Origin of the sequence: Arthrobacter sp. 2RAF22 (assembly GCF_052115325.1) — a bacterium.
In the GTDB taxonomy this organism is placed as follows: Bacteria; Actinomycetota; Actinomycetes; order Actinomycetales; family Micrococcaceae; genus Arthrobacter.
The window spans coordinates 134,100-158,234 of record NZ_JBFRGL010000004.1; the positions used below are offsets into that span (position 1 = coordinate 134,100).

A 24,135-nucleotide genomic window follows, 5' to 3' on the forward strand; every position below is an offset into this window, starting at 1 on the left:
TAGGCCCCGATTGAGATCGGGATCACAAAGCCCGCCCAACGTTCCATGGAGGAACCATGTCCGCGACCACTTCGCCAAGTCCAACCAGGCGCAGCAAACCCTCGGCAGGCGCCATCAAAGCCTTCATTGCCAGCGTCACAGGCACCTCCCTGGAGTACTACGACTTCGCCATCTACTCGGTCGCCTCCGCGCTCGTCTTCCCCAAGATCTTCTTCCCCACGAACGACGAAACCACGGGCCTCCTGTTGTCCTTCTCGGCCTTCGCGGTGGGTTACCTCGCCCGGCCCATTGGCGGGGTTGTCTTCGGCCGGCTCGGGGACAAGATCGGACGCAAGAACGTCCTGGTCATCACCCTCATCCTCATTGGCGCGGCCACGGTCCTCATCGGCGCTTTGCCGGACTACCACACCATCGGCATCGGGGCCACGATCATCCTGGTGCTCCTTCGCTTGGCCCAGGGCATCGGCGTCGGCGGCGAATGGGGCGGCGCCGTGCTGCTGTCCAGCGAGTACGCAAATCCCAACAAGCGCGGATTCTGGTCTTCCGCAGCCCAAATCGGTCCGCCCGCCGGCAACCTGCTGGCCAATGGCGCCCTGGCCGTCCTCGCCGCCGTCATGAGCAACGGCGCCTTCATTGCATGGGGTTGGCGCGTCGCCTTCCTCAGCTCGGCCATCCTGGTTGCCTTTGGCCTGGTCATCCGGCTCAAACTCGAGGAAACCCCGGTGTTCAAGGCCATCGAGGCCACCGGCGAACGGCCCAAGGCTCCCATCAAGGAAGTCCTCACCACCCAGTTCCGCCCCCTGCTCGCCGCCGCTTTGTGCCGGATTTGCCCAGACGTGTTGTACGCCTTGTTCACCGTCTTTGTCGCGGTCTACGCCACTAAGGAACTCGGCATGACCACCGGCAATGTCCTGGGCGYAGTCCTGGTGGGCTCGGCCTTCCAACTGTTCCTGATCCCGGCCGCGGGAGCCGTCACGGACCGTTTCAACCGCCGGCTCGTCTACGGCATCACCGCCGCGGCCACAGCCGTGTACATTCCGCTGTTCTTCCTCATGATCCAGTCCCGTTCCGTCCTGGTGCTGACTGTCGGCGTCGTGATCGGCCTCGGACTGCACGCCTTCATGTACGGACCGCAGGCCGCCTTCATCACAGAGCAATTCCCGGCCCGGCTCCGCTATGCCGGCAGTTCCCTCGCCTACACGGTGGCCGGCGTCGTGGGTGGAGCGGTGGCACCGTTGATCTTCACGGCCCTCTACGCCGCTACCGGAAACTGGATCTTGATCGCCGCATACTTGCTCGTCACCGCCGTGGTCACCATCATCGGCCTCGCCTTGGGCCGGGATCCCGAGCCGGACGAGGACCTTCGCCTGCTTGCGGAAGCCAGCGCCTAAGCAGCCCGACGCCCCGCAACCGGAACGCCCCGGCTGGCCCCCGCCGTCGTACTCTTTCCTGAAACGCCCCTTAAGATCAGTCTTGAGGGGCGTTTCTGCGCCCGATTGCCAGGGAGGACCGCATGAGCCAGACCATCCGTGAAGCAACAGCGGACGACGCCGGACGGCTGGCGGAGCTTGCCGCCGTCACCTTTCCGCTCGCCTGCCCGCCGGGCTCCTCGCCCGAAGACATCGCCGCGCACCTGCGCAGGACGCTCAGTGCGGAGAAGTTCACGGAATACCTTGCCGATCCGGACGCCACCATCCTGGCCATCGACGCCGCCGGGGAACTCCGCGGCTACAGCATGCTCGTGGCCAGACCCACGAGCGATACCGACGTCGCTACAGCCCTGACGCTCACCCCCTCCACGGAACTGAGCAAGTGCTATGTGCATCCGGAACACCACGGCCTTGGCGCTGCCGCGGAGCTCATGAAGGCCACCTTGGACCGCGCTGCCGGCTCAGGTGCGGCCGGGGTGTGGCTAGGCGTCAACAGCCAGAACGCCAAAGCCATCCGCTTCTATGAGAAGAGCGGGTTCACGAAGGTCGGGACCAAGTCGTTCCGCCTGGGCGATACGGTGGAACACGATTTCGTGATGGAGCGGGCGGTCTAGGACACCTGGGACCCCTGAGCCGCCCGGTCTGCGACGCGCAAAATTCCCGGCGACACGCAAACAGTTTTACGCGGCCGGAATTCGCGTAGCGCCTGCCTGTATCTGCGTCGCACACCATTTAGCGCGTCGTGAACGCGCAGGCTGTGACCAGCCCAACAGGCCATTCCGGGAATGCCCGGCCTCCGCTTCCGGTTGTCGCCACCATGAAGATTGAGATCTGGTCAGACGTCGCTTGCCCCTGGTGCTACATCGGAAAGCGCCGGTTCGAAAGGGCCATCGCCGAATTCCCGCACCGCGATTCGGTCGAGATCCAGTGGCGCAGCTACCAGTTGGATCCGAGCATCCCGGAGCACTACGACGGCACGGAGCTCGATTACCTGAGCAAGCGCAAGGGCATGAACCCGGGGCAGGTCAGCCAGATGTTCGAGCACGTGGCGTTGCAGGCAAAGGGCGAGGGCCTCAACTACCGCTTCGACGACGTCGTGGTGGCCAACAGCTTCACGGCACACCGCCTCATTCACTTGGCGGCGGCTCACGGCAAGCAGGACGAAGCCAAGGAACTGCTCCTGAGCGGCCATTTCGAACACGGCAAGGACATCGGAAGCCAGGAATACCTGGCCGAACTCGGCAGCAACTTGGGCCTGCCCGAAGCCGAAATCGCAGAGTTGTTCAGCACCGACAAGTACGCGGAGGACGTCCGCGGCGACATCGCCGAAGCCCGGATGATCGGCGTCACTGGCGTGCCGTTCTTCGTCATCGACCGCAAGTACGGACTCTCCGGAGCCCAGCCCTCGGAGGTCTTCACCCAGGCCCTCACACAGGCATGGCAGGAAGCGAATCCGCTGGTCGCCGTCGGCAGCGCCGACGCCGAAACCTGCGGCCCGGACGGTTGCGCGATCTAGGATCCCCCGCGCGAACTGGCAGCTGATGACCAATGCACTCGATTTTGAGGTCACCTGCTGCCAGCTCGCGCCACGCCCACGCAACTTTGCTGACAGATCCCTGTAAAGTGTCTGTATGCCTAGGATTACGGCCGCCACCAATGCGGCGCAGCGCGCTGAAACCCGACGCCGGGTCCTGACAGCTTTCGGTGAACTGCTCTTCACCCATGGCCTGCCCGGCTTGACCATGACCGACGTCGCCCGGCACGCCGGAGTCGGCCGGACCGCGGTGTACAACTACTACGCCGACATGGAACAGCTCCTCATCGCGTACGCCCTGGACGAGACTGAGCGGTTTTTGGGCGACCTGCGTGAATCGCTAGCCGCACTGCAGAACCCGGTGGACCGCCTGGCCCTCTACGTGCGCGCCCAAGTGGAAGACCTCAGCCGCCGGCACCTCCCGCCGGGTCCTGCGATGGCGGCCGTCCTCTCCCCCGCTTCCTTCGCGAAACTGGCAGACCACGTGGGCGAACTCAACCTGCTGCTCCAGGACATCCTGCGCGACGGAATCGCCGCCGGCTACCTCCCGCCCACCGACGTCGGCCAGCTCGCCAGGCTCATCCACGGAACTCTTTCCTCCAGCGCGGCACGCGGCAATGCGGCGAACGGAACGGAGCTGGACGAGCTTGAAGAGCGGCTGGTCCAGACCGTGCGGTTTATCCAGTTGGGCGCAGGAGCAAGGTTCGACGACGACGGCCGGCCCGCGCGCTTGGCCTGACCCGGCCGCGGGGCTGGCCCTCTCCGCTGGAGGCCAACGCTAAGGCGTCGGCATCACAGGCAGCTTGGCGTTGTCCGCGATCCGCTGCTCAAGGCGGGGACAGCTGAGCTTGCCAGGGGTATTGTCCACGAGTTCCGGCGGCACGAGCGCCGAGAAGCCGGGCGCGAGGATAAGGTCCACAGAGGCATCCGTGCGTTGGTCTTGGAAGTAGTCGGTGCCCGCGATGTTCCTCTGGATGTTGAAAGCCGCCGCTTGGCCGCCCGATCCCGAAACAACCATGGCCGGGCCGTTGTAGCTGGTGGTGGAGTTATCGACCCTGCCAACGTTGTAGCCCCGGGCCTTCAACTGGTCCGCGACGTTCTTGGCCAGACCGGCCCTGCCGGCGGCGTTGTAGATATTCACGCTGATCTTGTTATTGGGCGTGTAGTCGAAAACAGTAGCGGGACATACCGCCGCCGGCGCCGGGCTTGCAACGGCGGAGGGGAATCGAATCACGCCGTTGATGACTGCCCAGGCGCCCACGAGTCCGGCAACCACCAGTCCGACCAGCAGCGCGAGCACGATCCCATGCAGGAGGCGGCGGCTGAACCACCCCGGGTGGCTCTCGGGTCCCGGAGCATCGGCAAAAGTTGCCCGAAGCTCCGGCCCTGTGACAACGCGATGACCGTGCAGACTCGTCGGGTCTTTCTGACGACCGGGACGTTTCCGGCGCTTCCTCGGATCCGCATTTTCGGGCACTGCCACCTGCTCCTCCGGGATTGTTTCGTTAACCATCTATCACCAGTACCCGGGCGTGGATGGCCGTGCGCTGGTGGAGCGCGGTGCGGACAGCACGGTGGAGTCCGTCTTCGAGGTACAGCAGGCCTTGGTACTGCACAACATGCGGGAAAAGGTCGCCGAAGAACGTTGAATCCTCAGCCAACAGTGCTTCCAGGTCAAGCGTGCGTTTGGTGGTGACAAGTTCGTCGAGCCGGACAGGACGGGGCGGCAGCGAGGCCCAGTCCTTGGGCGTGGAAAAACCATGGTCGGGGTACGGGCGTCCCTCGCCCACAGCTTTGAATATCACTTTGCAAGCCTAAAGAAGTAAGGCCTCCAAGGGAACTTGTGAGAAGTCGGTCACCAAGGTTGTGGCCAAAAGGTAACCGTTGACGGGCGGTGCGCGCTGAATCGTTGCCGCCTCCCGCCGTCGACCGTCACAGCGCTGCCGTCATCACGGCGGACTGACAGAATGGGATCATGACTGCTTCAATGCCAGGCACGCACCCGGCTGCTCCCGCCCTCGCACTCCTCCTCGACGTCGACGGCCCCGTCGCGAGTCCCGTGACGCGCGACGTGAAGCCGGAAATCATCGCCGACCTCGTGGGCTTGGCATCCGCAGGCATCCCCGTTATTTTCAACACCGGCCGCTCAGACGCTTTCATCCGCGAGCAGGTCATGGCACCCATGATCGCCGCCGGAATGCCTGCGGGAACGGTGGTCCACGCGATCTGCGAAAAGGGCGCTGTGTGGTTCAGCTACACCTCGGGCGGCCCAGGACCCATCCATGTGGATCATGACCTAGCTGTCCCGAAGGCCTACGGCGATGACGTCCGCCGCATGGTGGCAGAGGACTATGCGACGCACATGTTCTTCGATGAGACAAAGCGCGCCATGGTCTCAGTGGAACAGCATCTGGACGTTTCAAGCGACGACTACCTGGCCGAGCAGAAGCTCTTCGACGCCGATGCCTTGGAACTCATGGGCAGGCATGGGCTCTCCGCCGCGCTCCTGGACCACCACGCGCCAGAGTCCGACGACGCCGCCGACTACCGCCTGGATCCCACCATCATCTCCACCGACATCGAGTCCATCCGGCTCGGCAAGGATCTCGGCGCGAGCCGCGCGGTGGAGCTCCTCGCCGCCCAGGGCATCACCCCGCAGGCCTGGCGGACAGTGGGCGATTCGCGCACGGACTACGCCATGGCGGATTGGCTCCACCACAATGACCACAGCGTCAAGCACGTCGACGTCCGGCCCGCCGACGGCGTGCCAAACAAGCCCTACGATGTTCTTACAGCCACAGACCTCGGCCTGGGCGACGACGTCATTCACGACGACGCCGGAGGCGCATTCCTGCGCAGTTGGCGCGAAGCCTTGGTGGGCTAGGTCCACCAAGCCCGCGCGAACCACAACCTTTCGGAGAAAAGCCATCACAGACATGGACCAGCAAGCAATCTACTTCGGTAGCCCCCCGTCCGACGACGATGCGGTCGTTCCCGAACCGACGTCGCCCGCAGTCGAGGCGCGCCTCAAGCACCGTCCCGACGTCGTCCGCCATCGCGGCCGCTACAGCTTGCTGAACCAGAACCGCACTCCGCAGCAGGTGATGGTCGAAGACCTTCTCGTGATCCGCGCCGCGCTGGACGCGGCGGGGCTGGACTTCATCCTGGTCCGCGGCAACGACCACCGGCCCGTGATCGCCGTCGATTGGAAGCTCCGGAAGAAACTGCGCCAGGCTTTGGTCTCGGCTTTCCGGAACGAGCCGTTTTACTCCATGGCCGTCGACGCGCGGAAGAAATCCACGTTGCTGGTGGCCGACGGCGAGCTCTCGAACAACCGGAAGGCCAGGATCTTCCGGCTCTTCCGTCCCCGCGTGGAACCCGGGGGCGGGCTGACATACGGTCCATCGCTGGGCGTGCAACTGGAACTGTGGGAGTTCGACGGCGAACAACTCGTGTTGCCGGTGGAGAACTCCCTGACCCGGCGGACCATGCTACGCCAGGACGCTGTCCGGGGCACGGTGGAACGCCACGGGCTGAGCTGGCCGACCATCGAGAACATGTTCGCGGACCACGCGAGCGACATCGACTTCGACGTCGACATCGTCTTTTCATGGGTGGACGGAAACGATCCCGCATACATCGCGGCCCGCCGCGAGCAGATGAAAGACGCTGTGGTGGGCGAGGGCGACGCGCACGAAGCCCGTTTCCGCCAGATCAACGAACTCAAATATGCCCTGCGCTCCGTGTACATGTATGCGCCCTGGATTCGCCGGATCTACATCGCCACGGACTCTCCCGCGCCGGAGTGGCTGGCAGAGCACCCGAGCGTCAGGATCATGCGCAGCGAGGAGTTCTTCAAGGACCCCACAGTGCTGCCCACCCACAATTCCCAGGCCGTGGAATCCCAGTTGCACCACATTGATGGCCTTTCCGAGCATTTCCTGTATTCCAACGACGACATGTTCTTCGGCCGGCCCGTAGCACCGGACATGTTCTTCACTCCCGGCGGAATCACCAAGTTCATCGAAGCCTCCACCCGGATCGGATTGGGAGAGAACGACGCCGAGCGCAGCGGCTTCGAGAACGCGGCCCGCGTCAACAGGAAGCTTCTCTGGGAACGGTTCGGGCGCATCACCACGCGCCACTTGGAACACACTGCCGCGCCCCTCCGCCGCAGCGTAATCGCAGAGATGGAGCGGGAGTTTCCCGCCGAATTCGCCAAGACGGCGGCCAGCAGATTCCGTGCGGCGGACAACATCTCGGTGACCAACTCGTTTTACCACTACTACTCGTTGCTCACCGGCCGGGCAGTGACGCAGACGGCAGCCAAGGTCAGGTATGTGGACACAACCCTGTGGTCCGGGCTGCACTACCTGCCCACTTTGCTCGCCAAACGCAATGTGGACTTCTTCTGCCTCAACGATGGCAGCTTCCCCGAGGTGGCTGCCGACGAAAGGGCCGGACTCGTGACGGACTTCATGGAGAAGTACTTCCCGGTCAAGGCGCCGTGGGAGAAGTAAAGTAGCTGTGAATCTCCGCACCCGATCAACGAACAGACATGTCTATTGAACCCCCTCAGCCTTCCCCGTTGGTTCCTACGCTTTCTCGCAATATTCGCCATTCTTGGGCTCCTCACCTCGATCTGGGCACTGGCAAGCCCCCTTATGTCCGTGCCGGACGAACCAGCTCACACCGTGAAGGCAGGGGCCGTTGTTCGAGGGCAGTTGCGAGGGGAACCTGGCGCGAATCAAGGTGATCGGGCCCAGGTGCTCGTCCCTGCGTTCGTGGGAACGGTGGATGGACTCCAAACTTGCTTCGCTTGGAATCCGGCGGTGTCCGCCGGTTGCAGCCCTACGCTGTCAGATGACGTCTCAGAGCTGAAGGCATACACCAGCGCGGGAAACTACAACCCGATGTACTACGCGGTGGCTGGGCTTCCGAGCCTGTTCCTTACCGGCGCCAAGGCCATCTACGCCATGCGGATCGTTGGCGGTCTTCTCAGCGTTGCCTTCCTTGCTGTTGCCCTGACTGCTTTGGCGAGCCTTCAACGCTGGAAACTGCCATTGTTTGTCGGGTCGATAGCCGTGACCCCCATGGTTTTGTTCCTGTCCGGAGGGGTGAACCCCAATTCACTGGAAATCGCCGCGTCGATGGCTGTGTTCAGCGCACTGTGTTTGTCGTGGGAGAGAATCGCCTCCGGCGCTCATTGGCGGCTACCCCTTGCCGCTGCGGCGATTTCAGCTGCTGTCCTGGCCAACACCCGGGCTGCCTCACTTCTTTGGCTCGCCTTGGCCGTGGCGGCGTCACTCTTGATGTTCGGGCTTCGTCCGCTCGTTTCCGTGTTGCGTCTGCGATTTGTGCAGGCGATGGCATTCGTGGTCGCCGTCGCGTGCGGGCTCGCCGTGCTTTGGCTCAAGAGCGCGGATAGCCTGCAAAGCCTCATGGGCGCGGGGATCGAGACATCACCGGCCCGGATCGCCGCTATCATGCTGGACAAGACGTTCGATTTCGCGGCCGGTTACGTGTCCTACCTTGGTTGGCTGGATACTTTGGGGCCAAGCGGGGTGCTCACTGTCTGGGCGGCGCTGATCATCGGGGTGATCGTGGCAGCATTGTCCGTGCCCAGCCGTTCAGCGCGGCTGACCATCGCTTTCCTGGTGGCTGCGATCATCGTCCTCCCTCCGGTGCTACAGATTCCCCTTGCGAAGGAGGTAGGAATTATCTGGCAGGGTCGGTACATCCTGGCGCTTGTGGCCGTGATGATCACTGCATGCGGGGTTGCAATGCGCTCTTTCGATATCGACTTCCGCCGCACAGGACGACGGGCGCTATCGGTAGTGCTCGCTATCCTGGTATTTGGCCATTTCTACAGCTTTATCTATGGAATGCGCCGGTACGTCATTGGTCTCCATGACGAGTCCAACTGGCGGGACATGCTGACGGCGCCCCAGTGGCAGCCGCCGTTTGGATGGATTCCCCTTACTGTGGCCTACCTGGCTGTCTTGTTCGTGGGAGCCGTTCTTCTTTACCGCACCATGACGGCCCGGAATCCAGTAAGCCCGGCGCCGAGCACCACGCCAATGGAAGTCCGGGCATCGAACGTGTAGAGACCAGCTGCCCCTAGCGTCGGGTCATCTCCGGATGCTTCGCATCGGCCATGGAACCGCGTTCGTGCGTGGCTCGCTGGGGAATCCGGATGCCTGCTTGGGCGAGCCGCCGCCTCGTAGCTTCCGGGCTGACGTACTCACCGACAGTAGGCGATTTGCCCAGCGGCACCACCGAATGAACGATCGTCTGCTCGTAAACGTGGACCAGGTTGAATGCCTGGGCACCGTCCCGGCCTCGGGTGCCGCCCTGCGGAACATTGAGGTCCTGCGTGTAGCAGCTCGCGGAAGCCACCGATACCGGGACGCCCGCGAACATGGCCATGGTGGAGTAGTGCAGGTGGCCGCCCAGGATGGAACGGATATCCGAATTGCGTACGACGTCGGCCAGTGCCGCTTGGCCGCGCAGCTCCACCAGGATGGATAGGTCGAGGACGCTCGGGACCGGAGGGTGGTGGAGGGCAAGGATCGTTCCGTCCGGAGCCGGCGTCGCGAGCTCCGATTCCAACCAGTCGAGCTGGCTCTGGCTCAGCTCACCGTGATGGAAGCCGGGCACGGAGGTATCCAGCGTGATGATCCGCAGCCCGTTGACGAAGTAGCTGTGATCCACCGGAGCGTCATTGTCGCTCTGGTCGAAGAGGCCAGCACGGAAATTCGCCCGGTCGTCGTGGTTTCCCATCGCCCAGATCACCCGCGCTCCCATCTCTCGACAGGCAGGCTCGACGATCGACCGGAGTTTGGCGTAGGCGCCCGGCTCACCCTGATCGGCGAGGTCACCGGTGAAGATCACGGCGTCGGGACGGACCTTTGACGCGTGTACTTCCGAAAAGAGTTGCCTGAGATGGGCTTCGCTGTCGACGGCGCCGTAGAGGGGTTCCGGCCCACCCAACAGATGGGAGTCGCTAAGGTGCAGAAGTACGTGTCCTGGCCGCGGGTGCTCGGCCTCGATGAGCTCCATTACTACCTTCGGGTCGGTAGGAGACGGCGCCTCCAGTGTCTGCCCCAATAAACCCAATCCAACCAGACAAAAGGCTAACGCAGGGTAACTTACCGTCGGAATGTTGGAAAATTACTGGGGCTCCCCCTGCGATCCCCGCTCACTTTTAGGGCGATTTTCGACGACGCTCGCTCACCTTTAGCCACATTCCACCCGACGCTCGCTCACCAAAAATGAGCGAGCGTCCGCCCAAAAGACCACATAGGTGAGCGGGCGTCGGTGTTTTGGCGCCGGTTGGAAGCGAGCTCCGAAACAGACCCCCTTGACTCGAACCTGTGCCTCCCCTCACAATAAGCGAATGGCTTTCACTAAAGAAGAGACGGCGCTCGTGCCGTCCGCGACCGTCAGCGTTGACGGCGGATTGAAGAAGAACGCAATCGGCACACGCGACATTGTGTTCATGTTGGTGTCAGCGGCCGCTCCGCTGACCATCGTCGTCGGGATCGCCCCGCTCGCCCTCGCTGTGGGCGGCGTCGGTGCGCCCGCCATCTACATTGCCGCGGCTATCGGCCTGGGCCTGTTCGCCATCGGTTTCATGGCGCTCACCCGCCATGTCCGGTCCTACAGCGGCTTTTATGGCTACATCTCGAAAACCCTCGGCCGCGTGGTTGGCCTCGGCTCCGGCCTCACCGCCTGGATGAGCTACAACGGCCTGCAAATCGGCCTCTACGGACTACTGGGCATCCAAGCCAACCTCGCCGTCAAATCCTTCACCGGCGTGGAACTTCCCTGGTGGCTCTACGCGATCGTCTCAATCGGTGCCGTCTGGTACCTGGGCTGGCGCGGAATCGACGTCGGCGCCAGGGTCCTCGCCGTCCTGCTCACCCTCGAAACCCTGATCGTCGCCATCGTCGCCGCGTTCGTCCTGGCCCAAGGCGGCGCACACGGCATCAGCTTTGAATCATTCAGCCCGCAGGCCATCTTCTCCCCGCAGTTCGCCGCCGTCCTGGGCCTGGGTTTCTCCGCCTTCATGGGATTTGAATCCGGAGCCCTGTACCGGGAAGAGGCCCGCGACCCGGACCGCAGTGTCCCCCGTGCCACCTATATCTCCATCGCCTTCATCGGGGCGTTCTACGCCTTCGCCGTCTGGATCATCGTCCAGGCCTTCGGAGCGGACGCCGTCCAGGCCTTTGCCGCCGGCCACCTCGACGCCGGAGACACCGCCTACATCGCAGCGGGCAACTTCGCGGGCGGCTGGTGCGTGAACCTCATGAGCGTGTTGATCGTTACCAGCATCTTCGCGGCCCAGCTCTCCTTCCACAACACCATCAACCGCTACACGTTGTCCTTGAGCCGCGAGGGCATCTTCCCGAAGCGCTCGGGCCGGATCAGCCCTCGATATCGCACGCCGTCCGTGGCGGGCTTCGACCAGACCCTCCTCGCGCTCGCCCTCGTGATCGGCGCGGCCCTCTTCCAACTGGACCCCTTCACCCAGTTCCTGATCTGGACGAACACCCCGGGAGTGATCGGCGTCCTCCTCCTGCAGGCACTCACCGGCGTCGGGGTCGTGGTCTTCTTCACGCGACTCAAGGACCATGGCCTTCGCTGGTACGTCGTGCCTTCTGCCGTGGCAGCCACGATCATCATGTGCGTAGTCATCTACCTGATGGCCAACAATGCCCAACTGATCACCGGCCTTCCGGCCGGGGACCCCGTCAACACGACGCTCCTCGTTTTCGCACCGCTCTTGTTTGCCGCCGGAACCGTACTGGCCCTCGTGCTGCGCAAGGTCAACCCGGCCGCATACCGGCGGATCGGACACGCCGAGTGATCCCGGAGCCTAGTCTTGAGGGATGCAGACTCCGAGCAAAACCAGCCAGCTAGGACGGCCCCGGACACCGAGGCTCTCACGGAAGGCGATCGGCCGCGCGGCACTTGAGATGTTCGAAAAGGAAGAGAGCCTCTCGATCCCTCGGCTCGCGGAACGCCTGGGCGTCAGGCAGTCATCTTTCTACAAGCACGTCACGGGTCGGCAGGAGATCATCGAACTGGCCCGTGGCGCGCTCGTAGACAGAGCTCCGATGCCCGAGTTGCCGTCCGGCAGCCTCGACGACGTCATCCGCGAGATCTTCGACGCCCTCCGCAAGGCGTACAGCCTGGTACCGGCGCTCCTTCCCCTCCTGCTCACGCAGCCGGTGTCACACCCGGCAGCCTTGGAGCGCTACGACCAGTACGTCGAAGCGTTTGAGATCGCGGGGGCGCCACGGCATCTCATCATTCCCGCACTGGAAACCCTCGACAGCGCAGCGATCGGCGCGAGCCTCGACGCAATGACGATGGAATCCGCATGGAGCATCAACGAAGAGGAAGAAGGCACTTATCCCCATCTGTTCGCGGCAAAGAAGGCCGTGGCAGAGCACCCTGTGGACCGCTTCGCATTCCTGGCCGATGTCCTCTCGGCAGGATTGAAGGCAGCCATCGACGACGACTGATCCTCACCGGGCCGGCGTCGGAAACCCGAACACAACAAGGAGTTATATCTTGACCACGCCCGAGCCCATCGATCTCGTCATCTTCTCGTCCAGCATCCTCCACGGTGAGGCGCTGACTGAGACCGCCGGTTTCGTCGCCGTCTCGAATGGGAGGATTGCGCACGTCGGCCGCACCGACGGCGAGCAGACAGCCAACGCCGCCGCCGAATGGACGGCACGAGCCAAACAGGTGATCGACGTCGGCGAGGCAACAGTCTGCCCCGGCCTGATCGACGCCCACATCCATCCCATCCACGGCGCGGAAATCGCCCGCGGCCTTGACCTGGGCGGGATCACCGAGCTCGACGACGTCCGCGCCGCCCTCGTGCGATATGCCGCTTCCACGCCGCACGCCGTCGGCTCCGATTGGTTGTTCGCTTGGGGCCTCGACCCTGTCATTTTCGGGGATGCGGGTTTCAACAACTCCCTCTTCGACGGCATCCTCGACGACGAACTCGTGTTCATCACCCTGTTCGACGGCCATGCCTCGCTCGTCTCCGACGCCGCCCTCAAGCTCGCCGGGGTCACCGGAGCGGAGAAACTGCCGAGCACCGGCTATGTCGGCGTCGACCAGCTCGGCAAGCCCAACGGCATGCTCTACGAAATGGCCGCCCAGGAGCTCGTCCGCGGCGTCCTTCCCGAGCTCTCCTTCGAGCAGCGCGTCGACGGGCTGGAGAAACTCCTGCGTTCCATGGCCGAATCCGGGCTGGTGGCGGGCCAGATGCTGGACTTCGGCGCCCCGGACACCTTGGAGGTGCTGGAGGCCTTGGAGCGCCGAGGCGAGCTCGCCATCCGGCTGCGGATCTCCCCGTGGGTCATGCCCGGCGCCACGGAGGAAGACCTGAAGGCCATGCTCGCGATGCAGGGCAGGCACGGAAGGCGCTGGCACGTTCACGGCATCAAGCTCATGATGGATGGAACCATCGACAACGGCACGGCGTGGCTCTTTGAGCCCGACGCCCACGGAGAATCCCTCCACCCGCTCTGGCACGATCCTGAAGCCCTCGCCGCGGCCATGAAGTTCTTCCACGACCACCGGATCCCCACCACGACGCACGCCATCGGCGATCAGGCGGTGTCCTTCGTCGCCCGGACCATCGGGGCCCTTCCCAAGAACGGCACGGTCCACCGGATCGAGCACATCGAGTCCATCCCGGATTCGGTGTTGGCGGAAATCATCAATGCGGGCGCCGCTACCAGCCTGCAGCCGACGCATTGCGCCCTCTACAGCCGAGCTGACCACACGGACAACTGGTCCCGCAGGCTTGGCAGCGAACGGGCCAACCACGCGTGGCGGACCCGCGATCTCCGCGACGCCGGAGCCATCGTCGCACTCGGATCGGACTGGCCCATCGCTCCCTTCGACCCGCGGGCGATCATCGCCTCGGCCCAGACGCGCCGCCCGGCCGGCCGGCCCGACGTCGAACCCGTCCAACCCCGGCAGGCGCTGTCCGCGCGTGCCGCGCTCGAAGGTTACACGAGCCAATATTGGAGGTCTGTCGGTGAAGAGGGCGGAATCGTAGAGATCGGGGCACGCGCCGATCTGACCGTGGTCCGGCACAATCCTTTGACCACCGCGCCGGACGAATTCGCGCAGACGCCGGTGATCCTGACCGTTGTTGACGGTGAAGTCGTTGTCGACGGCCGTCAGGTGCTTACGGCGGGAGTCACTCTGGACTCCGTCCAGGGAGCCTAGGCGAGGGCCTCTTCGAGTGCCTCGATGAGCTCTTGGGAATCGGGCTCGACGGCGGACGGGAAGCGGGCGAGCACCGCGCCTTCGCGGCTCACGAGGAACTTTTCGAAGTTCCACTTCACCTTCTGCGGTTTGGAGCCGTCGTCCGTCCGGGTCAGCTCGGCGTACAGGGGGTGCTGTTGCTTGCCGCGGACCTTGGCCTTGCTCGCGAGCGGGAACGAGACGCCGAAATTGCGCTGGCAGAAGTCCGCGATCTCGGCGTCCGAACCCTGTTCCTGGCCGGCGAACTGGTTGCACGGCACGCCCAGAATCTCGAATCCACGGTCACGGTATTTGCCGTAGAGCTCCTCCAGTCCCGAGTACTGGCGCGTGAACCCACACTTCGAAGCCACGTTGACAACCAGTACGGCTTTGCCCTCGAAATGCCCGAAGTCGGCCTGGGAGCCGTCGTTGAACGTCAGGGGGATGCTGTAGAGCGGGGACATTGAATCGCTTCCTTACCACGGGGAACCTTGGCAAACTGCCGCCTTCGAGTCTACGCGCGGCAGGGCGCTTGGACAGGCTACAAGGAATGCGACGACTTACGGCTTGGGGGACGCCGTTTTGGTAGTTGCCGTGACCGACGGCGTGGGGCTACTGGGCGCCGACGGCGTGGGCTGGGTGGGTGCCGGCGGCGTGGGCTGGGTGGGTGCCGGCGGCGTGGGCACGGACTGGGTCACGCTCGGCACCGGAACGGGAAGGCTCGACGTCGGCGCCACCGGCGGCGGTACGGTCACGGTAGGCGGGACTACCGTTGTCGGCCCCTGCGTCACCGTGGGCGGTTGCGTCCCGGTAGGAGCCTGCGTCAAGGTAGGGCTCGGGGTGCCGCTCGGTGTCTTGCTTGGCGTGGGAGTGCCGCTCGGAGTCGGTGTTGGCGTCCCGGTCGGGGTGCCAGTCGGCGTCCCGGTCGGGCTCGGCGTCGGGCTCGGCGTCGGGCTCGGAGTCGGCGTCCCGCTGGGTGACGCTGTCGGACTCGGCGTCGGGCTCGCAGTCGGCGTCCCGCTGGGTGACGCCGTCGGGCTGCCGCTGGGTGACGCCGTCGGTGTCGCGGTCGGCACCACCTTCGCTTCCTGCACCCCGCCGGTCACCGCTTCCCTTGAGGGTACGGCTCCCGGGTCGGTCGGCACGGCCCCGGGGATGGACCAGACAGACCCGGCCGAGGTCGCGGTGGCGGAACCTGGCTGGTAGCTGACCATCGGGATGTCGCCGAGGGGATCCACCTGCTTGGTGGGCAGGAACGTCCAGTTCATCGGGTTGGTATAGACACCGTTGAGGATCGTCTCGAAGTGCAAGTGGCAACCGGTCGAGGAACCCGTGGTTCCCACCCTGGCAATGACTTCGCCCACACGGACCGATTGCCCCTTGGTCACTGCAATGCCCTGCAGGTGGTTGTACGTGGTGACAAGGCCGTTGCCGTGATCGATTTCCACGCGATTGCCGCCGCCCCAGGGGTGCCAACCCACGGCCCGGACCACGCCGGAGTCGGCTGCGTAGACCAGCGTGCCGCAAGCCGCGGCGAAATCCTGGCCCCAGTGGAACTCGCCCGGCAATCCGGTGAACGGATCGATCCTCAACCCGAAGGGAGAGCTCGGAAGCAGCATTTCGAGCGGCGCGTAGAGTTTCCCGGCAGGCGGCCGGTCGAGGGAACTCGACGAGACATTGAGAGTGCCAACGCCGTTCTTGTCGAGGGTTTGGACCGGGGAGCGTTCAAAAGACACCGTGGCTTTGTCACCTGCCTGGACCGGGGCCGACGGCGGGCTTGGGGGCACGGTCTCCTGGGCGCTCGAGGTGGCACCATCGGTGGGCAGCATTCCGGGTTCGACTTGGCCAGTGGCCAGGGATCCATCGCTTGCCGCTCCGCCCAAACCCGGGCCCTGGAAACCGAAAGCGAGGATTACCACGACAGCGAGGAAGCACGCCGAGAGGACCCGGCCGAATTTTCTTGTGAGCACCAGGTCGACGACCTGGCCAGACTCATGATGCTTTCCCACAGCGGCTCCTGAGACGGGCGCTCATCCCCAGTACGGGCGCGCTTGTCCCATTGTGGCCGTTGCGAAATCGAATGGGAACACTCGACTTCATACTTGGCCGGTCCGCGAAACACTCGCCGGACCGTGGCGGGCTACTCGCCGAGGTTCGCTTTAAGCAGGGCGCGGTGCTCGACGGCGGCATCCGAATGCAGCGTGCGCCCGGCGTCGGTCAGTTCGAGGTACAGCGAGCGGCGGTCATCCGCGCAGGTCACGCGGGACACGAGTCCGGCTTTCTCCAAGCGGTCAACAACCTTGGAGACAGCGCTCTGGGTCATGGGAGTCCGCTCGCCCAGCGCCTTCATTCGGCAGGCAGAGTCAACACTTTCGGCAACAAGATCGAGGATTTCGAACTCGTTCAGGCCGATGTCGAACTTGGCTTCGAGGGCGCGGTCGATCGCGGCCGCGGTGCGGAAGTACGAGTTCTGGATGCTGCGCCATTGCTCAACCAGCTGGCGATCCTGCGTTGTTGCCATGGCCCGATTCTAGTCGAAACCCCAAATAAAGTCCACGTCATAAGATTCCTAGTCATATTCCTTGTCATTGAATGACGCGTCATATAGATTGATCTGCATGACTTCACCAAGCACCCTCACTAGATCTGCCGAGCAGCTCCATACAGCCGTCCGCTGGACCCGGGCCCAGTGGCTGCTGCTGATGGTGGTGTGCACCGTTCTGGCCCTCGACGGCCTGGACGTTTCCATGGTGGGCGTAGCCCTTCCCTCCATCGGCCACGAACTCCACCTCGGAACCGATTCCCTGCAGTGGATCGTTTCCGCCTACGTCCTGGGGTACGGGAGCCTGTTGCTCCTGGGCGGGCGGCTCGCCGACCTGCTGGGCCGGCGTCGGATCTTCCTGATCGCCTTAACCGTGTTCGCTGCGGCTTCGCTCCTCGGCGGCCTCGTGAACGATCCCACCCTCTTGATCGCAACGCGCTTCGTCAAGGGCCTGGCCGCGGCATTCACTGCCCCCACCGGGTTCTCCATCATCACTACCAACTTCGCCGAAGGCCGCGAGCGCAACAAGGCGCTGTCCATCTTCACCACTTTCGGCGCGAGCGGCTTTTCGCTCGGGCTGGTGGTTGGCGGGCTCATGACCAGTTTGAGCTGGCGCTGGACCTTCCTTGTATCGGTACCGATCGCCGTCGCCGTCGTGCTTCTCGGCATGTTGTTCATTCCCCGGGATAAGCCGTCCACGGAAGAGAGCGGCCACGACGTCTGGGGCGCGGTGACCCTCGCACTCGGCATGCTTGGCCTCGTGTATACCTTGGTTTCAGCGCCGGAGAAGGGCTGGGGATCTGTGGCAACAATCGCCGGATTCGCCATCTCTGCTGCCGTGCTGGCAACCTTCGCCGTCATCGAAAACCGAGTCAAGCACCCGCTTATCCGCTTCGGCATCCTGCGTGAAGGCTGGGTGGCCCGCGCCAACCTGAGTGCCGTTGGACTGTTCGGCTCCTACCTGAGCTTCCAGTTCATCCTCACCATGTACCTGCAGTCGGTGCTCGGCTGGTCTCCCCTGGGCATGGCGCTTGCCTTGCTTCCCACCGGGCTCCTGGTGGCAACGAGCGCACCCTTCGCGGACAGGTTCATCGAGAAATTCGGCGCCCCGAAGCTCATCCTCACCGGCCTGACCGCCATGGGACTGGGCTACGTCTTGTTCCTCCGCGTTGGAACGTCGCCCAACTACGTCCTGGACATCCTGCCCTCGGTCATCCTGCTGGGCATCGGTTTCGCTTTGGCCTTCCCGTCCATCAATGTCCAAGCCACCGCTGGAATCCGGGATTCGGAGCAGGGACTGGCCGCCGGACTCATCCAGACCAGCACGCAGGTTGGCGCGGCACTCGTCCTCGCCGTGACGACCGCCCTCGTCAGCGGGCATGACACCGGCGCAGGCGCAAACGGCCCTGTCAGCGCGGCGGCCATGCTCGATCAGTACCGGCCCGGCCTGGTCCTGAGCGCTGCGGTGGCGATTGCGGCCCTGCTCGTGGCAGCGTCCCCGGCGCGCCGTCGTCGGGCACTTGCCGAGCAGCCCGCAGCCTAAGCGGACTCGCGTGAAAGGTGCCGGCCGGCTCATTCCAGAGCGGGCCGGCACTTCTGCGTTAGCCCGGTACCGCTGCGTAAACTAGACGGCACCTTGCGCCAGCAGAATGAAGCGCAACAATGGACCATGGTCAACTTCCTGAAGAAGTGGCAAGCGGAACTGCGGATGACTTTTACGGGTCACCCGCAGTCCACGCCTGACTGGGTGCTGCGGCTTGCCGAGGGAAACGACCCCGGGTACCACCTTCCCGGATCGGCCGTCTGGGCCGTCCACGGTTCCATGTCCACGATCATCGCGGGAATCCGGGTGCTGCTCATGCAATCCCTGCATCCCGGCGCTTTGGCGGGAGTATACGACCATTCAGGCTTCAAAAGGGATCCCCTCGGCCGCCTGGCAAATACCATCCGTTGGATCTTCACGGTGAGCTACGGCTCCATGGACGCAGCCCACACGGCAACCCACTTCGTGCGGCGGGTGCACGATTCCGTCAAGGGCAACTACGTTGACGCCCAAGGCCAAACCCGCGAGTACTCAGCAAACGATCCCGAGCTTCTCCGCTGGGTCCACGTTGCGTACGCGGATTCCTTCGTTGCGGCGCACCGGATCTGGGGCGGGGCGGTCCCCGGCGGCGCCGACGCCTACATCCGCGAATGGGCCCAGGCCGGGCGCCTCATGGGAGTCGAGGACCCTCCCTTGAGCCTCGCGGAAGTGACGGCGGAAATGGACCAGTGGTACGCCTCCGGACATCTCCGCGCGGACGAGCGGCTCAGGGAAACCATCGAATTCATCAGGTACCCCCCGTTGAAAGCGTCGCTGCAACCCGGTTACCGGATTCTGTTCGCCGCGGCCGTCGCCAGCCTGGAGCCCCGATATCGGGAATTGCTGGGGCTGGAAAAAGCCCGTATCGGCCCCATCCCGCTACCGTCGATTCTCGCCGCGCGGGTGGTGCTCGCTGTCGTGCGCCTGACGTTGGGCCGCAGCGGCCCCAGCGAGCAGGCCGCCCGGAAACGATTGCGGCGCCTGGGGTACGAGGCTTAGACGCAGAGGAGCCCGGCGGAACGGTGTGGCCGTTCCGCCGGGCTTCCTTGACGAATCGCTAGATCAGCGCGTCCGACAAGTGGTTCGGAGTGCCGAAGCGGTGCGCCGTGATGCTGACGGCCTGCTCGTGCAGGAACGGCAGCATCTCGATGCGTCCGGCCGGGGTCACCGTGCCGTGGTAGATCGCGACGTCGGGACGGCCGCCGGTCGCTGCGCTCAGCGCGCTGCTGTCCCCGCCGATCAGGCGGATACGGCCACCGTTGATGCCTGCCGCGGAAGCCAGCCATTCGGCGTCGTTCTGGATGCGGGTGCCCACGCCGAGCCCCGCGAACGCTGCGATGACAGCTTCGGGAAGTTCGACGGCGGAGGACACCGTGAGCGCCGAACCCGCCACTGCACCGGCTGCCACGACGCGAAGCAAGTCCACGAGCTTCCCGCCCTCGGACAAGCGGATGGTCACGGGGATGGCCCGGTACCGGAAGACGTTGCGCTCGGCGCTCAGGCCGGAGACGTCCTTGCGGGTGCCGAATTCCGTGGCCCATGCCTCGGCGTCGCTGAAGAGCGCCTTCTGCAGGGCCTCCGCCTCGCTGGCTTCGACAAGCGAGACGGAGGCCTTGGCGGCGGCCAGGATCGAAGCGGCCGCACCCTTGAGCGTGGCACCGCGCTTGGCGCGGGGCTCCGTAGGGAGCCAGCTACCCAGCCCCACCAGGTAGTTGGGTCCGCCGGCCTTGGTGCCGGCGCCCACGGCGGACTTCTTCCAGCCGCCGAACGGCTGCCGCTGGACGATTGCGCCCGTGATGCCGCGGTTCACGTAGAGGTTGCCGGCCTGGATGGTCTCCAGCCAGACGCCCATTTCACCGGAATCGAGCGAGTGCAGCCCGGCGGTGAGGCCGTATTCGATCTCGTTCTGGATGGCGATGGCTTCTTCCAAGGTGGACGCCGTCATGACGCCGAGGACCGGGCCGAAGAACTCGGTCAGGTGGAAGTAGGAGCCGCGCTTCACGCCGAACCGGATGCCCGGGGACCACAGACGGCCGGTCTCGTCCAGCTTCTCGGGCTTCACGGCCCAGGTCTCGCCCTCGCCGAGGGTGGTCAGCGCGTTGAGGAGCTTGCCGTTGGCCGGCTCGATGATCGGGCCCATCTGGGTGGTGGCCTCTTCCGGGTAGCCCACCTTGAGCGAGCGGGCGGCATCCACGAGTTGGTTGTGGAAGCGCTCGGAGGTGGCTACGGAACCCACCAGGATCACCAGTGAAGCGGCGGAGCACTTCTGCCCTGCGTGCCCGAAAGCGGAGTACACAACGTCCTTGGCGGCAAGATCGAGGTCGGCGTGCGGGGTGACGATGATGGCGTTCTTGCCCGAGGTTTCCGCGAGCAGCGGGAGGTCCTGCCGGAAGGACCGGAAGAGCTCAGCGGTCTCGTAGCCGCCGGTGAGAATCACGCGGTCAACGCTGGGGTGCGAGACCAGCTGGGTGCCCAGCTCGCGTTCTTCGAGCTGCACGAGCGCCAGCACTTCGCGCGGCACGCCGGCCTCCCACAGGGCGTCCACCATGACGGAACCGGAGCGGCGGGCCTGCTTTGCGGGTTTGATCACGACGGCGGATCCCGCCGCGAGTGCCGCCAGCGTGGAGCCCGCGGGAATCGCCACCGGGAAGTTCCACGGCGGGGTCACAACGGTGAGCTTCGCTGGGACGAACCTGGCGCCGTCGACCGTTTCCAGGTCCTTGGCGCGCTCGGCGTAGTAGTGCGCGAAGTCGATTGCTTCGCTGACTTCGGGGTCGCCTTGTTCGATCGTCTTGCCGGTCTCGGAGGCCATAACCTCGAGAAGTTCGGCGCGGCGGGATTCCAGGATGTCGCCTGCGCGGTGCAGGATGGCTGCGCGCTCGGCGGCAGGCATGGCGCCCCAAGTTTTGCCGTGTTCCACTGCGGTGGCAATGATGCGTTCCAGTTCCTGCGGGTCGCTGACCTTGCTGGCTTCAACGATCGCGTTTCCCGCAGTGGAGCCCGGGATGCGGTCGAGGATGGCACGGCCCCAGGCCCGGTTGGCGGGCAGGGCAGGATCGGTGTCCGGAGTGTTGGCGAAGCCCTGGCTTGGCATGGCGGCCGCGGGCTTGTTGCGGTCCTGCGTGCGGTTGGGGGCCGGAACGGCGTCGTCCAATTCTGCGAGGGAGGCGAGGAAGCGCTGCTTCTCACGCTCGAACAGCGATTTGTTTTCGCTGAGTTCGAACACAGCGGACATGAAGTTGTCCTGGCTGGCGCCTTCTTCGAGGCGGCGGATCAGGTAGGCGATGGCAACGTCGAACTCGCCCGGGTGCACCACCGGCGTGTACAACAGGAGGCTGCCGACGTCCTTGCGGACGGCCGTGGCTTGGCCCGTGGCCATACCGAGGAGCATCTCGAACTCAATGCCCGCCGTAACGCCGCGCTCCTTCCCGAGCAGCCACGCAAACGCGATGTCGAAGAGGTTGTGGCCGGCGACGCCGATGCGGACCGCATCGATGTGTCCTGGAGTGAGCGCGTAGTTCAGGACGCGCTTGTAGTTGGTGTCCGAATCCTGCTTGCTGCCCCACGTAGCGAGCGGCCAGCCCTGGATGGACGCCTGGACCTGTTCCATAGGCAGGTTGGCGCCCTTGACGACGCGCACCTTGATCGGAGCGCCGCCATTTGCCCGGCGGGCCGCAGCCCATTCCTGCAATTCCTGCATGGCCGACAGCGCGTCCGGGAGGTAGGCCTGCAGCACGATGCCGGCCTCAAGGTTCTTGAATTCGGGCTTGTCCAGGATCCGGGTGAACACGGCCATGGTCAGGCTGAGGTCCTTGTATTCCTCCATGTCCAGGTTGATGAACTTGGGCTTGGGGAACGATGCGGCCAGCTCGTAGAGCGGGGTGAGCTTCTCCACCACGTGGTCCACTGCTTCGTCGAAGGCCCACAGCGAGTGCGGGGCCACCGTGGAGGACTCCTTGATGGAGACGTAGTCGACGTCGTCACGGGCCAGGAGCTTGAGGGTCCCCTCGAGCCTGCGGCTGGCTTCGCGTTCGCCCAGGACGGCCTCGCCCAGCAGGTTCACGTTCAGGTGGACGCCGTTCTGCTTGATCTTGGCGATGGCCGGGCCAAGCTTGGCATCGGTGGCGTCCACGATCAGGTGGCCCACCATGTCGCGGAGGACTTTGCGTGCGATCGGGATGACCACCTGCGGCAGGACCGGAGCCATGACGCCGCCGGTGCGCACAGCAGCGCGCATGTACCAAGGCAGGAAGGCCGGGACCTTCGGGGCAAGCTTGGCCAGGTTGCGGCCGGCGACGGACAGATCCTCAGGGCGGATGACGCCGTCGACGAATCCCACGGTGAAGTCCAGGCCGTTCGGATCCTTCAGGACGCCGGCGAGGCGCTGCGCGGAAACGTCAACGGGTACCTTCGAGGCTTCGGTGAGCCAGTGTCGAACCAGTTGGATGGCTTCGTGGGCCAACTCCTGGAGGTGTCCGGATTCCGGGGTGGATTGTGTCCTGGCGTCGATGCTCGAATCCCGAGTTGGTGTGCTCATGCGCTTCGTTCCTTTTGGTGCGGAGAGTGCTTTGTTTCCATCAGTATGGATCTACAATCAGATTAGGAAAAGCGATCTTTTCTGAAGAATATTCATTAGATTTCTCGACCCTTCTGGAGAGCCGAATGCTGGATGTCCGCAGGCTGCGCTTGCTGCACGAATTGAAGATCCGCGGGACGCTCGCAGAAGTGGCCGACGCCATGAAGTACAGCCCGTCCTCGGTGTCCCAGCAGTTGACCTTGTTGGAGAAGGAAGCGGGCGTGAAACTGCTGAGAAAATCCGGTCGACGGGTGCAGCTGACGCCGCAGGCCGAGATCCTCGTGGAACATGCGGCCGCTTTGCTGGCCACCCTCGAGCGGGCAGAGACGGATCTCGCGGCGTCCCTCTCCACAGTGACGGGAACAGTGCGGCTCGCCGTGTTCCAAACCGCCGCCCTGGCCCTCATGCCGGACTTCCTCACCATCATGAAGGGCGAGTATCCCGAAGTGCGAGTGGAAATGATCCAGCGCGAACCCGAGACTGCGCTCTATGAAACCTGGGCCCGAGACTTCGACATCGTGGTGGCCGAGCAATACCCAGGGCACGCAGCACCACACCACCCCGGCCTGGACCGCGCAACCCTGACCAGCGACGCCATCAGGCTGGCCACTCCCCCGATTGGCCTCGGTGGCGAGTCGATTTCCTCGCTCGCGGATACGGCTCCCCTGCCATGGGTCATGGAACCGCATGGTGCGGCGTCCCGGCACTGGGCAGAACAAGCATGCCGCTCCGCTGGCTTCGAGCCCGACGTCCGCTACGAAACCGCCGACCTCCAAGCGCAAATCCGGCTCATCGAGTCCGGCAATGCCGTGGCCCTCATGCCGGACCTCGTCTGGACGGGCCGGACCACTCCGGTCCAACTACTGGACCTCCCCGGGCTCCCCAAGCGGACAGTCTTCACGTCGACGCGCACCGCCGGCCGGATCCACCCCGCAATCCTGGCATGCCGGGAAGTCCTCGAACGGGTGGCCGCGGAACGGGCGTAGGGGTTCGGCTGGCTGGTGCCTGCGGATTCTCCACGATCATTCCGCTTACCGGGGTTATAGGACAAAACGTGTGTATGGATTGTGCCTGCTTCCCAGTGTTGGCGGGCGAATTTCGGGGTAGCTAAGCTTTGGAAGCTTAGGGTGGCTGGGGTGCTTGCATATCTCTGGAATGTCTGGTCTGCGGTCAGGCGCTGGTACG

20 protein-coding genes are annotated in these 24,135 nt (G+C 64.5%); 13 read left to right on the forward strand and 7 right to left on the reverse strand.

Translation table 11 applies throughout. The features are described from left to right. Window positions 1–56 precede the first annotated feature (56 nt). The 4 genes from AB4068_RS06050 to AB4068_RS06065 all read left to right on the forward strand — a co-directional run bounded on the left by AB4068_RS06050 (window position 57) and on the right by AB4068_RS06065 (window position 3,703). Window positions 57–1,391 carry an MFS transporter gene (locus tag AB4068_RS06050; protein ID WP_441432921.1) on the forward strand — a complete coding sequence of 445 codons (1,335 nt, stop codon included), beginning with the start codon at window positions 57–59 and terminating at the stop codon, window positions 1,389–1,391. A 122-nt stretch (window positions 1,392–1,513) separates the two neighbouring features. Further along, entirely contained in the window at window positions 1,514–2,044 is a 531-nt protein-coding gene (locus AB4068_RS06055) for a GNAT family N-acetyltransferase (protein ID WP_441432922.1), read from the forward strand. Window positions 2,045–2,247: 203 nt separating this feature from the next. Continuing rightward, the gene (locus AB4068_RS06060) at window positions 2,248–2,946 is read left to right on the forward strand and encodes a DsbA family oxidoreductase (protein WP_307052940.1); all 699 of its coding nucleotides are present in this window, start codon (window positions 2,248–2,250) and stop codon (window positions 2,944–2,946) included. A gap of 115 nt (window positions 2,947–3,061) precedes the next feature. After that, window positions 3,062–3,703, forward strand: a complete 642-nt coding sequence (locus AB4068_RS06065; protein ID WP_059388533.1) for a TetR/AcrR family transcriptional regulator — start codon at window positions 3,062–3,064, stop codon at window positions 3,701–3,703. 39 nt (window positions 3,704–3,742) lie between these two features. On the opposite strand, the gene AB4068_RS06070 is transcribed toward AB4068_RS06065, so the two are convergent. Together AB4068_RS06070 and AB4068_RS06075 are read right to left on the reverse strand one after the other, a co-directional pair. Beyond that, window positions 3,743–4,477: a LytR C-terminal domain-containing protein gene (locus AB4068_RS06070; protein WP_441432923.1), complete on the reverse strand. Its 735-nt coding sequence runs from the start codon at window positions 4,475–4,477 to the stop codon at window positions 3,743–3,745. Next, a complete protein-coding gene (locus AB4068_RS06075; RefSeq protein ID WP_059388531.1) occupies window positions 4,470–4,769 on the reverse strand; it encodes a type II toxin-antitoxin system VapB family antitoxin in 300 nt (99 codons plus the stop codon). Before AB4068_RS06075 ends, AB4068_RS06070 begins: the two co-directional genes overlap by 8 nt. Before the next feature lie 170 nt (window positions 4,770–4,939). On the opposite strand from AB4068_RS06075, the gene AB4068_RS06080 reads away from it, so the two are divergent. Genes AB4068_RS06080 through AB4068_RS06090 form a run of 3 tightly spaced genes read left to right on the forward strand, consistent with a single transcriptional unit; the run spans window position 4,940 to window position 9,071 of the window. Further along, window positions 4,940–5,848: a hypothetical protein gene (locus AB4068_RS06080; RefSeq protein ID WP_307052855.1), complete on the forward strand. Its 909-nt coding sequence runs from the start codon at window positions 4,940–4,942 to the stop codon at window positions 5,846–5,848. Between the two features lie 52 nt (window positions 5,849–5,900). Then, entirely contained in the window at window positions 5,901–7,484 is a 1,584-nt protein-coding gene (locus tag AB4068_RS06085; RefSeq protein WP_332602463.1) for a stealth family protein, read from the forward strand. Between the two features lie 45 nt (window positions 7,485–7,529). Then, window positions 7,530–9,071: a DUF2142 domain-containing protein gene (locus AB4068_RS06090; protein ID WP_441432924.1), complete on the forward strand. Its 1,542-nt coding sequence runs from the start codon at window positions 7,530–7,532 to the stop codon at window positions 9,069–9,071. Window positions 9,072–9,084: 13 nt separating this feature from the next. On the opposite strand, the gene AB4068_RS06095 is transcribed toward AB4068_RS06090, so the two are convergent. Further along, window positions 9,085–10,026, reverse strand: a complete 942-nt coding sequence (locus tag AB4068_RS06095; RefSeq protein WP_284988656.1) for a phosphodiesterase — start codon at window positions 10,024–10,026, stop codon at window positions 9,085–9,087. Between the two features lie 337 nt (window positions 10,027–10,363). Here AB4068_RS06095 and AB4068_RS06100 point away from each other — a divergent pair, with 337 nt between their 5' ends. From AB4068_RS06100 to AB4068_RS06110, 3 genes are read left to right on the forward strand one after another with little or no spacing between them, the layout of a single operon-like run. Further along, window positions 10,364–11,836: an APC family permease gene (locus AB4068_RS06100; protein ID WP_441432925.1), complete on the forward strand. Its 1,473-nt coding sequence runs from the start codon at window positions 10,364–10,366 to the stop codon at window positions 11,834–11,836. Window positions 11,837–11,858: 22 nt separating this feature from the next. Further along, on the forward strand, window positions 11,859–12,497 hold the full coding sequence (locus tag AB4068_RS06105; protein ID WP_441432926.1) for a TetR/AcrR family transcriptional regulator: 639 nt from the start codon (window positions 11,859–11,861) through the stop codon (window positions 12,495–12,497). Window positions 12,498–12,546: 49 nt separating this feature from the next. Next, complete coding sequence (locus AB4068_RS06110) at window positions 12,547–14,232, forward strand: amidohydrolase (protein ID WP_441432927.1); 1,686 nt, start codon at window positions 12,547–12,549, stop codon at window positions 14,230–14,232. Here the strand turns inward: AB4068_RS06110 and AB4068_RS06115 are convergent. From AB4068_RS06115 to AB4068_RS06125, 3 genes are all read right to left on the reverse strand, one after another. Next, window positions 14,229–14,714 carry a glutathione peroxidase gene (locus AB4068_RS06115; RefSeq protein WP_306963255.1) on the reverse strand — a complete coding sequence of 162 codons (486 nt, stop codon included), beginning with the start codon at window positions 14,712–14,714 and terminating at the stop codon, window positions 14,229–14,231. The genes AB4068_RS06110 and AB4068_RS06115 overlap by 4 nt on opposite strands. 96 nt (window positions 14,715–14,810) lie before the next feature. Then, window positions 14,811–16,259 (reverse strand): peptidoglycan DD-metalloendopeptidase family protein, encoded by a 1,449-nt coding sequence (locus AB4068_RS06120; RefSeq protein ID WP_441432928.1) that lies wholly within the window; start codon window positions 16,257–16,259, stop codon window positions 14,811–14,813. Window positions 16,260–16,390: 131 nt separating this feature from the next. Further along, a complete protein-coding gene (locus tag AB4068_RS06125; protein ID WP_306963252.1) occupies window positions 16,391–16,771 on the reverse strand; it encodes a MarR family winged helix-turn-helix transcriptional regulator in 381 nt (126 codons plus the stop codon). 97 nt (window positions 16,772–16,868) lie between these two features. On the opposite strand from AB4068_RS06125, the gene AB4068_RS06130 reads away from it, so the two are divergent. After that, window positions 16,869–18,335, forward strand: coding sequence for an MFS transporter (locus tag AB4068_RS06130; RefSeq protein ID WP_441432929.1), 1,467 nt, complete (start codon window positions 16,869–16,871; stop codon window positions 18,333–18,335). Between the two features lie 126 nt (window positions 18,336–18,461). Further along, window positions 18,462–19,373, forward strand: coding sequence for an oxygenase MpaB family protein (locus tag AB4068_RS06135; protein WP_284988806.1), 912 nt, complete (start codon window positions 18,462–18,464; stop codon window positions 19,371–19,373). 58 nt (window positions 19,374–19,431) lie between these two features. On the opposite strand, the gene AB4068_RS06140 is transcribed toward AB4068_RS06135, so the two are convergent. After that, entirely contained in the window at window positions 19,432–22,911 is a 3,480-nt protein-coding gene (locus AB4068_RS06140; protein WP_441432930.1) for a bifunctional proline dehydrogenase/L-glutamate gamma-semialdehyde dehydrogenase, read from the reverse strand. Between the two features lie 125 nt (window positions 22,912–23,036). Here AB4068_RS06140 and AB4068_RS06145 point away from each other — a divergent pair, with 125 nt between their 5' ends. Then, the gene (locus AB4068_RS06145; RefSeq protein ID WP_059388524.1) at window positions 23,037–23,936 is read left to right on the forward strand and encodes a LysR substrate-binding domain-containing protein; all 900 of its coding nucleotides are present in this window, start codon (window positions 23,037–23,039) and stop codon (window positions 23,934–23,936) included. The last annotated feature ends 199 nt before the right edge of the window (window positions 23,937–24,135 follow it).